The following is a 12367-nucleotide window of genomic DNA, read 5'->3' as shown; positions in this document are numbered from 1 at the left end:
CCTAAATGAGCACCCGCACCCCGCTGATGGCGGGCAACTGGAAGATGAACCTCAACCACCTCGAGGCCATCGCCCACGTCCAGAAGCTCGCCTTCGCCCTGACCGACAAGGACTACGACGCCTGTGAGGTCGCGGTCCTCGTCCCCTTCACCGACCTGCGGTCGGTCCAGACCCTGATCGACGGCGACAAGCTCAAGATCAAGTACGGCGCCCAGGACCTCTCGGCGCACGACTCCGGTGCCTACACCGGTGAGATCTCGGGCTCGATGCTGGCCAAGTTCAAGTGCGCCTATGTGGCCGTCGGCCACTCCGAGCGCCGCCAGTACCACGCCGAGAACGACGAGGTCTGCAACGCCAAGGTGAAGGCCGCCTTCAAGAACGGCCTGACCCCGATCCTCTGCGTCGGCGAGGGCCTGGACATCCGCAAGGCGGGCAACCAGGTCGAGTACACGCTCGCCCAGCTCGACGGCGGCCTGAAGGACGTCCCGGCCGAGCAGGCCGAGACCATCGTGATCGCGTACGAGCCCGTGTGGGCCATCGGCACCGGCGAGGTCGCCACCCCCGAGGACGCGCAGGAGGTCTGCGGGGCGATCCGCGGCCGTCTCGCGGAGCTGTACTCGCAGGAGCTGGCCGACAAGGTCCGCATCCAGTACGGCGGCTCGGTCAAGTCCGGCAACGTCGCCGCGATCATGGCGCAGCCGGATGTCGACGGCGCCCTGGTGGGCGGCGCGGCGCTGGACGCCGACGAGTTCGTCAAGATCGTGCGCTTCCGCGACCAGTGACCTCACCGGTGAGTATGCGGTAGCGGAGTTACGTCGTACCCTTGCGGGGGTCGGGCAGGTGCCCGGCCCCCGTCCGTATAAGTCCGAGGAAGTTGGTCCAGCCGTGGTTATGGGGTTCTCGATCGCCCTGATCGTCTTCAGCGCGCTGCTGATGCTGCTCGTGCTGATGCACAAGGGGAAGGGCGGCGGCCTCTCCGACATGTTCGGTGGCGGCATGCAGTCGTCCGTCGGTGGTTCCTCGGTCGCCGAGCGCAACCTCGACCGGATCACGGTTGTGGTCGGTCTGCTCTGGTTCGCCTGCATTGTGGTACTTGGCCTTCTGATGAAGTTGGACGGGTAACTCCAATCACTGGACGCGCGTTGGGCCTTACGTAGACTGGGGCATCTTCGAGCACCATCACGCAGGGAGTTACGACCGTGGCAAGTGGCAACGCGATCCGGGGAAGCCGGGTCGGAGCGGGGCCGATGGGCGAGGCCGAGCGGGGCGAATCGGCGCCGCGCGCCCGCATCTCCTTCTGGTGCTCGAACGGGCACGAGACGCAGCCGAGCTTCGCCAGCGACGCGGCGGTCCCGGAGACCTGGGACTGCCCACGGTGCGGCTTCCCGGCAGGTCAGGACCGGGACAACCCGCCGGACCCGCCGCGCACGGAGCCGTACAAGACCCATCTCGCCTATGTGCGGGAGCGGCGCAGCGACGCGGACGGCGAGGCGATCCTCGCCGAGGCGCTGGCCAAACTGCGCGGCGAGATCTGAGCGTGGTGTGACGATGTGACGAACGGGCCCTGCCCGCGAACCGAGTTCGCGGGCAGGGCCCGTTTCGTGTTTCCGGCCGCCGACCCGGGACCGCACACACCCGCCCTCGTGGCCGTGGCGCTCTTCGTGCTCGCCGTAGCGTCGTCGGCCCCTCTGATCAATTAGGTTGGAGGGGCAGCGGGGCAGACATACGAGAAGAAGTGGGCGATGTCCGAGATGAACAACGAAGGCCGCACCAGGCTGAACCGGCTGCCCGAGTGGGCCGCCCTCGGAAAGCACCGTGAGCAGCTGGGCGACACCCATCTGCGTGAGCTCTTCGCCGCGGACCCGGCCCGCGGCACCGACCACACCCTGCGGGTCGGCGACCTCCACCTGGACTACTCCAAGCACCTCGTCACCGACGAGACGCTGACCCTGCTGCGCGAACTCGCCGCCGCCACCGGCGTGGCCGAGCTGCGCGACGCCATGTTCCGCGGCGAGAAGATCAACACCACCGAGGACCGCGCGGTCCTCCACACCGCGCTGCGCGCCCCGCGCGGGGCCGTGATCGAGGTCGACGGGGAGAACGTCGTCCCCGCTGTCCACGCCGTCCTCGACAAGATGGCCGCCTTCTCCGACAAGGTCCGGGCGGGCGAGTGGACCGGCCACACCGGCAAGCCTGTCAAGAACGTCGTGAACATCGGCATCGGCGGCTCCGACCTCGGCCCCGCCATGGCCTACGAGGTCCTCCGCTCCTTCACCCAGCGGGACCTGACGCTGCGTTTCGTCTCCAACGTGGACGGCGCCGACCTCCACGAGGCCGTCCGCGACCTCGACCCGGCCGAGACACTCTTCATCGTCGCCTCGAAGACCTTCACCACCATCGAGACGATCACCAACGCCACCTCCGCCCGCGACTGGCTGCTCGCCGGACTCGGAGCCGGCCAGGAGGCCGTCGCCAAGCACTTCGTGGCTCTCTCGACCAACGCCGAGAAGGTCGAGCAGTTCGGCATCGACACCACGAACATGTTCGAGTTCTGGGACTGGGTCGGCGGCCGCTACTCCTACGACTCCGCCATCGGCCTCTCCCTGATGATCGCCATCGGCCCGGAGCGCTTCCGCGAGATGCTCGACGGCTTCCACCTCGTCGACGAGCACTTCCGCACCGCCCCGCCCGAGGAGAACGCGCCGCTGCTCCTCGGCCTCCTCGGCGTCTGGTACGGCGCGTTCTTCGACGCCCAGTCGCACGCCGTACTGCCGTACTCCCACTACCTGTCGAAGTTCACCGCCTACCTCCAGCAGCTCGACATGGAGTCCAACGGCAAGTCGGTGGACCGCGAGGGCAACCCGGTCGACTGGCAGACCGGCCCCGTCGTCTGGGGCACCCCCGGCACCAACGGACAGCACGCCTACTACCAGTTGATCCACCAGGGCACCAAGGTCATCCCGGCCGACTTCATCGGCTTCGCCCGGCCCGTCGCCGACCTCCTCCCCGGCCTCGTCGCCCAGCACGACCTGCTGATGGCCAACTTCTTCGCCCAGACCCAGGCACTCGCCTTCGGCAAGACGCCCGAGGAGGTACGGGCCGAGGGCGTCCCCGAGGAACTCGTCCCGCACAAGACCTTCCAGGGCAACCACCCGACCACCACGATCCTGGCCGACGCGCTCACCCCGTCCGTCCTCGGCCAGCTGATCGCGCTCTACGAGCACAAGGTCTTCGTCCAGGGCGCGATCTGGAACATCGACTCCTTCGACCAGTGGGGCGTCGAACTCGGCAAGGTCCTCGCCAAGAAGATCGAGCCGGTCCTGACGGGTGCCGACGGGGTCCGGGGCGGCGAGCAGCTCGACAGCTCGACCGCCGGTCTCGTCTCGGCCTACCGCGCGCTGCGCGACCGGGGCTGATCGCATGACGGGGGAGAACGCGGTGCGGCTGCGGCCGCCCAGGAACGCCGTGGACGAGCGGGCCGTCGCCTGGTGGCGGAGCCAGCTCCTGGTGACCACCGCCGTGCCGGTGGTGATCCTCGCCGTCCTCGGCGCGCTCATCGGGCCCGCCCGGTTCTGGCTGCTGCTCGCGGCCGGGGCCGTCGCGGCCCTGGGCCTCGGCTGCGCCGCGTTCTTCCCCGCATGGTGGTTCCGGGTGCACCGCTGGGAGGTCACCGACGAGGCCGTCTACGTCCGCACCGGAGCCCTCTGGCAGGAGTGGCGGATCGCCCCGATGTCCCGGATCCAGACGGTCGACACCGTACGCGGCCCGCTGGAGCAGCTCTTCCGGCTGGGCACGGTCACGGTGACCACCGCCTCCTCGAAGGGCGCCCTGCGGATCGCGGGCCTCGACCACGAGCTCGCCGCCCAACTCGGCGAACGGCTCACGGCCCTCACCCAGGCCACCCCCGGGGACGCCACGTGAGCGGCGCCGGAACAGGCGAGGAGTGGCGGCGCCTCGACCGGCGCATGCTGCTGGCCACCGCCGCCGTCCTGTGCGGTGTGGCCGGCGGCGCCGGGCTGCCCACGACGCTCGGCCTCGCCGGCTCCCGGCCGCTGTGGCAGGCCCTCTCCTGGGTCCTCGCCGGGGCGCTCCTCCTCGTCCTCGGCGGCACCGCCGCCGACTACGTCCGCTGGCGCCGCACCCGCTACCGGATCGGCCCCGAGCGGGTCGAACTCCACACCGGGCTCCTCCTGATAAAGCGCCGCTCCCTGGCCCGTGAGCGCATCCGCAGCGTCGACCTCACCGCAAACCCCCTCCAGCGCCTCCTCGGCCTCGTCAAGGTCCGCATCGGCACCGGCGAGAGCACCGGCGGCAGCGAGTCCACGCTCGAACTCGACCTGGTCACCCGCGTCGAGGGCGAGCTCCTCCGCCGTGAACTCCTCGCCCGCGCCGCCGTCGACCCCGCCGGTACGCCCGACGACGGCGCCCTCGCCACCGTCGACCCGCGCTGGATCCGCTACGCCCCGGTCTCCTTCCTCACCCCGGCCCTCGGCGGCGCGGCCGCCGGATCCGTCATGCAGGTCAGCGAGTGGTTCGGCGCCCAGGCCGAGGTGATCGACTGGATGGGGGACCGCTTCCGGGATGTCTCCCTCGCCTGGATGCTCGTCGACCTGGTCCTCATCGCCACCATCGCCGGGGCCGTCGGAGCCCTCGGGCTCTGGGTCGAGATGTGGTGGAACCACCGCCTGGAGCGAGAGCCCGGCGGCACCCTGCGCGTCCGCCGCGGACTCCTCACCGCGCGCTCGGTCTCCATTGAGGAGCGCCGGCTGCGCGGGATCGAGGTCGTCGAGCCGCTCGGGGTGCGCCTGGCCGGGGCCGCCCGCGTCGACGCCGTCGCCACCGGCCTCGCGAAGGACGACGGGGACAAGCACTCCGACCTCAAGACCCTGCTGCCGGCCGTTCCCCGGGAGCTCGCCGACCGGGTCGCCGCCCAGGTCCTGCGCGAGCCGCAGCCGCCCACCGGGACGCCGCTCACCGCCCACCCCCGCGCCGCCCGCACCCGCCGGCTGCGCTGGGCCCTGTGGACCGTAGCGGCCCCGGTCGCCCTCCTCGCCGGGCTCGGGCTCCTCCTCACCCCGGTCCTGCTGTACGTGGCGGTGGGCTGCGCCGTCGTCCTCACCCCGCTCGCCGTGCTCCTCGCCCGCGACGCGTACCGCAGTCTCGGACACGGCGTCACCGGCAACTACCTGGTGACCCGTTCGGGTACGGTCCGCCGCACCACGGTCGCCCTCCAGCGCTCCGGCATCATCGGCTGGACCGTCAAGCAGTCGTACTTCCAGCGCCGCGCGGGCATCCTCACGCTGACCGCCACGACGGCGGCCGGCGCCGGCGCGTACGACATCTACGACGCGGGCGAGAGCCAGGGCCTGGCCTTCGCCTCCGACGCCGTACCCGACCTCCTCGCTCCCTTCATCGAGCCCGTACCCGGCCTCCCCGCGCCCTTCACCGAGCCCGTACCGACGCCGGAGGCCCGGTCCACCGAGCAGTGAACCGGGCCTCCGGGGTGTCGTCGAATCAGGCCGAAGCCGGCGGATACAGGCTTCGCGGCAGCTCCGAGGCGGCCGCCGCGTCGAGCAGCCACAGGGTGCGCGAGCGGCCGTAGGCACCCGCCGCCGGGGCCTGCACCTCGCCCGCACCGGACAGCGCGATCGCCGCTGCCTTCGCCTTGTCCTCGCCGGCCGCGAGCAGCCAGACCTCCTTGGCCGCCCTGATCGCCGGCAGCGTCAGGGAGACCCGGAGCGGCGGCGGCTTGGGAGCGCCGTGCACCCCCACGACCGTCCGCTCGGTCTCGCGGACCGCCGGCAGCTCGGGGAAGAGCGAGGCCACGTGCGTGTCCGGGCCGACGCCCAGCATCAGCACGTCGAAGGTCGGCACCCCGGCATGGTCACCGGGACCCGCCGCGGCGGCCAGCTCCTCCGCGTACGCGGCGGCGGCCGCTTCGACATCGGCGCCGTACGGCCCGTCCGAGGCCGGCATGGCGTGCACCCGCGCCGGGTCGAGAGGCACCCGGTCGAGCAGCGCCTCACGGGCCTGGGTGACGTTCCGCTCGGGGTCGCCCTCGGGCAGGAAGCGCTCGTCGCCCCACCACAGGTCCAGCCGCGACCAGTCGACCGCGTCCCGCGCGGGCGCCGTACCGAGCGCCGCCAGCAGGCCGTTGCCGTTGCGTCCGCCGGTCAGCACCACCGAGGCGGAGCCGCGGGTGGCCTGGGCGTCGACGATCTTCGTGATCAGCCGGGCCGCGGCGGCCTGCGCCATCAGCTCCTTGTCACGGTGGACGACCAGCTGGGGGGCGCTCACTTGGCCGCCGCCTTCCTGGCCGGGGCCTTCTTGGAGGCGGGCTTCGCCGGGGCCGACTCCACGACCCCGGCCGCCTCGACGGGAGCCGCGGCCTCGGGAGCCGCGGCCTCGGGAGCCGCGGCCTCGGGAGCGACGGTCGCCGCCTCCTCGTCGAGCCGTTCGAGACCGAACTTGAGCGCCGTCGCGTAGGTGTCGTCCGGGTCGAGCCGGCGCAGCTCCTCCGCGATCAGCTCGGCCGTCTCGCGGCGCTTGAGCGCCACGCCCCGGTCCGGCTGACCCTGGATGGAGAGCGTCGCGAGCGAGCCGTCCGGCCGGTCCAGCACGATCGGTCCGGAGCTGGTCTCCATCCGTACGGAGGTGAGACCGGGCCCCGTCGACTTCGAGCGCCGCACCGGCACCTTCAGCCGGTCGGCCAGCCACATCGCGAGCAGCTCGACGCTCGGGTTGAACTCCTCGCCCTCGACCTCGGCCGAGGTGACCTCGCACACGACCTGGTCGAGCGCGGCGGCGAGCATCGAACGCCACGGGGTGATCCGGGTCCACGCGAGGTCCGTGTCGCCCGGGGTGTACGCGTCCGCGCGCGCCGTCAGCTCCTGGATGGGCTGCTCGGCGGCGTACGTGTCGGTCACCCGGCGCTGGGCGAGCGCGCCCAGCGGGTCGTTCGCCGGGTCGGTCGGCGCGTTCACCGGCCACCAGACGACGACGGGCGCGTCCGGGAGGAGCAGCGGAAGCACCACCGACTGGGCGTGGTCGACGACCTCGCCGTACAGCCGGAGGACAACCGTTTCGCCGGTGCTGGCGTCGGCGCCGAGGCGGACCTCGGCGTCGAGTCGTGCCTTGGCGCGGTCCCGCGGGGAGCGCGAGACCCGCTTGATGACGACGAGGGTCCGCGAGGGGTGCTCGCGGGACGCCTCGTTGGCCGCCTTCAGCGCGTCGTAGGCGTTCTCCTCGTCGGTGACGATCACGAGGGTGAGCACCATGCCGACGGCCGGCGTGCCGATCGCCCGCCGCCCGAGCACCAGCGCCTTGTTGATCTTGGAGGACGTGGTGTCCGTCAGGTCGGTCTTCATGGCCTGCGCCAGCTCCGTCCGTCTCGTGCGAGCATCTCGTCCGCCTCGACCGGACCCCAGGTCCCGGACTGGTACTGCGCGGGCTTGCCGTGCGTGTCCCAGAACTGCTCGATCGGGTCGAGGATCTTCCAGGACAGCTCGACCTCCTCGACGCGCGGGAAGAGGTTCGAGTCGCCGAGCAGGACGTCGAGGATGAGCCGCTCGTACGCCTCGGGGCTGGACTCGGTGAAGGACTCGCCGTACGCGAAGTCCATCGACACGTCCCGGATCTCCATCTGGGTGCCGGGCACCTTGGAGCCGAAGCGCATCGTCACGCCCTCGTCCGGCTGGACCCGGATCACGATGGCGTTCCGGCCGAGTTCCTCGGTCGCGGTGTGGTCGAAGGGGGAGTGCGGGGCGCGCTGGAAGACGACCGCGATCTCGGTGACGCGGCGGCCGAGGCGCTTGCCCGTACGGAGGTAGAAGGGGACGCCCGCCCAGCGGCGGTTGTCGATCTCCAGCTTCACGGCCGCGTAGGTGTCGGTCTTCGACTGGGGGTCGATGCCGTCTTCCTGGAGATAGCCGACGGCCTTCTCGCCGCCCTGCCAGCCGGCCGCGTACTGGCCGCGGACCGTGGACTCGCCCAGGTCCTTGGGGATCTTCACCGCGCCGAGGACCTTGGTCTTCTCGGCGGCGAGCGCGTCGGCGTCGAAGGAGGCGGGCTCCTCCATCGCGGTCAGCGCGAGCAGCTGGAGGAGGTGGTTCTGGATGACGTCACGGGCGGCGCCGATGCCGTCGTAGTACCCGGCCCGGCCGCCGATGCCGATGTCCTCGGCCATGGTGATCTGCACGTGGTCGACGTACGACCGGTTCCAGATCGGCTCGAAGAGGGTGTTGGCGAAGCGGAGCGCCAGGATGTTCTGGACGGTCTCCTTGCCGAGGTAGTGGTCGATCCGGAAGACCGCCTCGGGCGGGAAGACCTCGTGGACGACCTCGTTGAGCTCCTTGGCGGAGACCAGGTCGTGGCCGAAGGGCTTCTCGATGACGGCGCGGCGCCAGGAGCCGTTCTTCTGGTCGGCCAGGCCGTGCTTCTTCAGCTGCTGGACGACGAGCGGGAAGAACTTCGGCGGCACGGAGAGGTAGAAGGCGAAGTTGCCGCCGGTGCCCTGCGCCTTGTCCAGCTCCTCGACGGTGGACTTCAGCTTCTCGAAGGCCTCGTCGTCGTCGAAGTCGCCCTGGACGAACCGCATGCCCTGGATCAGCTGCTGCCACACCTCCTCGCGGAACGGGGTGCGCGCGTGCTGCTTGACGGCCTCGTAGACCTCCTGCGCGAAGTCCTCGTCCTGCCACTCGCGGCGGGCGAAGCCGATGAGCGAGAAGCCCGGCGGCAGCAGGCCGCGGTTGGCCAGGTCGTAGACGGCAGGCATCAGCTTCTTACGGGACAAATCGCCCGTGACGCCGAAGATCACCAGACCCGACGGCCCCGCGATACGCGGGAGCCGTCGGTCTGCGGCGTCACGGAGCGGGTTGGCTCCGTGGACTGCGCTCAAAGTGCTTACGCCTCCGAAGGTGCGAGGCGCGAGAGCTCCGCCTCGGTGGACTTGAGCAGGTCGTTCCAGGACGCCTCGAACTTGTCGACGCCCTCGTCCTCCAGGAGCTGCACGACCTCGTCGTAGCTGATGCCCAGCTTCGCGATGGCGGCCAGCTCCGCGCGGGACTGGTCGTACGTGCCGCGCACGGTGTCACCGGCGACCTCGCCGTGGTCGGCGGTGGCCTCCAGGGTCGCTTCCGGCATGGTGTTGACCGTGCCGGGGGCGACCAGGTCCACGACGTACAGCGTGTCCTTGTAGGCCGGGTCCTTGACGCCGGTCGAGGCCCACAGCGGACGCTGCTTGTTGGCCTGCGCCTTGTCCAGGGCGCTCCAGCGGTCGGAGGAGAAGACCTCCTCGTACGCCTCGTAGGCCAGACGGGCGTTGGCCAGCGCGGCCTTGCCCTTGAGCGCCTTGGCGTCGTCGGTGCCGATGCCGTCCAGGCGCTTGTCGATCTCCGAGTCCACGCGGGACACGAAGAAGGACGCCACGGAGTGGATCTTCGAGAGGTCGAGGCCACGCTCGCGGGCCTTCTCGAGACCCGCCAGGTAGGCGTCCATGACCGCGCGGTAGCGCTCCAGCGAGAAGATCAGCGTCACGTTGACGCTGATGCCGAGGCCGATGACCTCGGTGATCGCCGGCAGACCCGCCTTGGTGGCCGGAATCTTGATCAGCGTGTTGGGGCGGTCCACCAGCCAGGCCAGCTGCTTGGCCTCGGCGACGGTGGCGACCGTCTCGTGGGCCAGGCGGGGGTCGACCTCGATGGAGACCCGGCCGTCCTGGCCGTCGGTCGCCTCGAAGACCGGCCGCAGGATGTCGGCGGCGTCGCGGACGTCCGCCGTCGTGATCATGCGGATGGCCTCGTCGACGGTCACCTTGCGGGCGGCGAGATCGGCGAGCTGCTGCTCGTAACCGTCACCCGAGGAGATGGCCTTCTGGAAGATCGACGGGTTCGTGGTCACACCGACCACGTGGCTCTGGTCGATGAGCTCGGCCAGGTTGCCGGACGTGATCCGCTTGCGCGAGAGGTCGTCCAGCCAGATCGCGACGCCTTCGTCGGAGAGGCGCTTGAGAGCGTCTGTCATGAGAGTTGCATCTCCATTAAGTCGTACGTATTCGCGTCAGCGCGCGACGGCGTCGAGAGATTCCCGCGCGGCGGCGACGATCGCCTCCGGCGTGAACCCGAACTCGCGGAAGAGGACCTTCGCGTCCGCCGAGGCACCGAAGTGCTCCAGCGAGACGATCCGGCCGGCGTCCCCGACGTAGCGGTGCCAGGTGAGGCCGATGCCGGCCTCGACCGCGACGCGGGCCTTGACCGACGGCGGCAGGACGGAGTCCTTGTACGCCTGGTCCTGCTCCTCGAACCACTCGACGGACGGCATCGAGACCACGCGGGTCGGGACACCGGCGGCCTGGAGCTGCTCGCGGGCCTCGACGGCCAGGTGCACCTCGGAGCCGGTCGCGATCAGCACGAGCTCGGCGGGGCCGCCCTCGGCCTCGAAGAGCACGTAGCCGCCCTTGGCCGCGTTCTCGTTCGACGCGTAGGTCGGCACACCCTGGCGGGTGAGGGCGAGACCGTGCGGCGCGCCCTTGCCGAAGACCTTGGTGTGCCGCTTCATGATCTCGCGCCAGGCGATCGCCGTCTCGTTGGCGTCGGCGGGGCGGACCACGTTCAGGCCCGGGATCGCGCGCAGCGAGGCCAGGTGCTCCACCGGCTGGTGGGTCGGGCCGTCCTCGCCCAGGCCGATCGAGTCGTGCGTCCAGACGTACGTCACCGGCAGGTGCATCAGCGCCGACAGACGCACGGCGTTGCGCATGTAGTCGGAGAACACCAGGAAGGTGCCGCCGTAGATCCGCGTGTTGCCGTGCAGCGCGATGCCGTTCATCTCCGCGGCCATCGAGTGCTCGCGGATGCCGAAGTGGATCGTGCGGCCGTACGGGTCGGCCTCCGGCAGCGGGTTGCCCTCGGGCAGGAACGACGAGGTCTTGTCGATCGTCGTGTTGTTCGAGCCGGCCAGGTCGGCCGAGCCGCCCCACAGCTCCGGGATGACCGCGCCGAGCGCCTGGAGGACCTTGCCCGAGGCCGCGCGGGTGGCGACGCCCTTGCCGGCCTCGAAGACGGGGAGCTTCTCCTCCCAGCCGGCCGGCAGCTCGTTCGCCTGGATGCGGTCGAACTCGGCGGCGCGCTCCGGGTTGGCCGTACGCCACTCGGCGAGCGACTTCTCCCAGGCGCCACGGGCCTCACGGCCCCGGTCGCCGAGCGAGCGGGTGTGCGCGATGACCTCGTCGGTGACCTCGAAGGTCTGCTCCGGGTCGAAGCCGAGGACGCGCTTGGTGGCCGCGATCTCCTCGTCGCCGAGCGCCGAGCCGTGCGCGGCCTCGGTGTTCTGCGCGTTCGGCGCGGGCCAGGCGATGATCGAGCGCATCGCGATGAACGACGGACGCTCGGTCTCGGCCTCGGCGGCCTTGATCGCCGTGTACAGCGCGGCCGGGTCCAGGTCGCCGTTGGCCTGCGGCTCGACGCGCTGGACGTGCCAGCCGTACGCCTCGTACCGCTTCATCGTGTCCTCGGACACAGCGGTCTCGGTGTCGCCCTCGATCGAGATGTGGTTGTCGTCCCACAGCAGGATCAGGTTGCCGAGCTTCTGGTGGCCGGCCAGCGAGGACGCCTCCGCGGAGATGCCCTCCTGGAGGCAGCCGTCACCGGCGATCGCGTAGATCCGGTGGTCGAACGGGGAGGTGCCGGGGGCCGCCTCCGGGTCGAACAGGCCGCGCTCGTAGCGGGCGGCCATCGCCATGCCCACGGCATTGGCGACACCCTGGCCCAGCGGGCCCGTGGTCGTCTCGACGGCGGCCGTGTGACCGTACTCCGGGTGACCGGGGGTCTTCGAGCCCCAGGTGCGGAAGGCCTTCAGGTCGTCCAGTTCGAGACCGAAGCCACCCAGGTACAGCTGGGTGTAAAGGGTCAGGGACGAGTGGCCGGCGGAGAGGACGAACCGGTCGCGCCCGACCCACTCGGGGTCGGCCGGGTCGTGCCGCATCACCTTCTGGAAGAGGGTGTACGCGGCGGGCGCCAGGCTCATCGCCGTACCGGGATGGCCGTTGCCGACCTTCTGTACGGCGTCCGCGGCCAGGACGCGGGCGGTGTCGACGGCCCGCTGGTCCAATTCGGTCCACTCGAGGTCTGTGGTGGTCGGCTTAGTGCTCACCCTGGGTCAGGGCTCCTCTCCACATGTTCTGAAGCCGGTGACTGAGGGTGTACCGGCGGTGTCGAGCCTACCCCTGAAGAAGCCCCCTCTTTTCGTGTGTGGGCGCCTCAAATGAGCGGACAGAGCAAGACTGCCGGTGGCCGTGTGAGTTCGCCTCCCGAGCGGTGTCCACGCCTTGGGACACACCCCTCCAACACGACCCCACCCCCGCGAAGATCGGCGT

11 protein-coding genes are annotated in these 12367 nt (G+C 70.8%); 6 read left to right on the top strand and 5 right to left on the bottom strand.

Features of this window, described 5'->3' with window-relative positions:
- Positions 1-5: 5 nt before the first annotated feature.
- From tpiA to IE124_RS06695, 6 genes are all read left to right on the top strand, one after another.
- The gene (gene tpiA / locus IE124_RS06720) at positions 6-782 is read left to right on the top strand and encodes a triose-phosphate isomerase (protein WP_189505796.1); all 777 of its coding nucleotides are present in this window, start codon (positions 6-8) and stop codon (positions 780-782) included.
- 109 nt (positions 783-891) lie between these two features.
- Positions 892-1122, top strand: coding sequence for a preprotein translocase subunit SecG (gene secG, locus IE124_RS06715; RefSeq protein WP_030205174.1), 231 nt, complete (start codon positions 892-894; stop codon positions 1120-1122).
- Positions 1123-1199: 77 nt separating this feature from the next.
- Positions 1200-1535 (top strand): RNA polymerase-binding protein RbpA, encoded by a 336-nt coding sequence (locus IE124_RS06710; protein ID WP_189505794.1) that lies wholly within the window; start codon positions 1200-1202, stop codon positions 1533-1535.
- A gap of 216 nt (positions 1536-1751) precedes the next feature.
- Positions 1752-3416: a glucose-6-phosphate isomerase gene (gene pgi / locus IE124_RS06705; protein WP_189506412.1), complete on the top strand. Its 1665-nt coding sequence runs from the start codon at positions 1752-1754 to the stop codon at positions 3414-3416.
- 4 nt (positions 3417-3420) lie between these two features.
- Positions 3421-3921 (top strand): PH domain-containing protein, encoded by a 501-nt coding sequence (locus tag IE124_RS06700; RefSeq protein WP_189505792.1) that lies wholly within the window; start codon positions 3421-3423, stop codon positions 3919-3921.
- A 44-nt stretch (positions 3922-3965) separates the two neighbouring features.
- Positions 3966-5489 (top strand): PH domain-containing protein, encoded by a 1524-nt coding sequence (locus IE124_RS06695; protein ID WP_189506411.1) that lies wholly within the window; start codon positions 3966-3968, stop codon positions 5487-5489.
- A gap of 25 nt (positions 5490-5514) precedes the next feature.
- On the opposite strand, the gene pgl is transcribed toward IE124_RS06695, so the two are convergent.
- The 5 genes from pgl to tkt are packed head-to-tail and all read right to left on the bottom strand — an operon-like array spanning position 5515 to position 12144.
- Complete coding sequence (gene pgl, locus IE124_RS06690) at positions 5515-6297, bottom strand: 6-phosphogluconolactonase (RefSeq protein WP_189505790.1); 783 nt, start codon at positions 6295-6297, stop codon at positions 5515-5517.
- Complete coding sequence (opcA, locus tag IE124_RS06685) at positions 6294-7367, bottom strand: glucose-6-phosphate dehydrogenase assembly protein OpcA (protein ID WP_189505787.1); 1074 nt, start codon at positions 7365-7367, stop codon at positions 6294-6296. The genes pgl and opcA overlap by 4 nt, the downstream gene beginning before the upstream one ends.
- Entirely contained in the window at positions 7364-8896 is a 1533-nt protein-coding gene (zwf, locus tag IE124_RS06680) for a glucose-6-phosphate dehydrogenase (RefSeq protein ID WP_189505785.1), read from the bottom strand. The genes opcA and zwf overlap by 4 nt, the downstream gene beginning before the upstream one ends.
- A gap of 5 nt (positions 8897-8901) precedes the next feature.
- On the bottom strand, positions 8902-10020 hold the full coding sequence (gene tal / locus IE124_RS06675) for a transaldolase (protein WP_189505783.1): 1119 nt from the start codon (positions 10018-10020) through the stop codon (positions 8902-8904).
- Between the two features lie 36 nt (positions 10021-10056).
- Positions 10057-12144: a transketolase gene (gene tkt, locus IE124_RS06670; RefSeq protein ID WP_189505781.1), complete on the bottom strand. Its 2088-nt coding sequence runs from the start codon at positions 12142-12144 to the stop codon at positions 10057-10059.
- Positions 12145-12367 lie beyond the last annotated feature (223 nt).

This window comes from Streptomyces narbonensis (genome assembly GCF_014649015.1).
Taxonomy (GTDB): domain Bacteria; phylum Actinomycetota; class Actinomycetes; order Streptomycetales; family Streptomycetaceae; genus Streptomyces; species Streptomyces narbonensis.
Note: the sequence above shows the minus strand (reverse complement) of the source record. Positions and strands in the feature narration are given on the sequence as shown.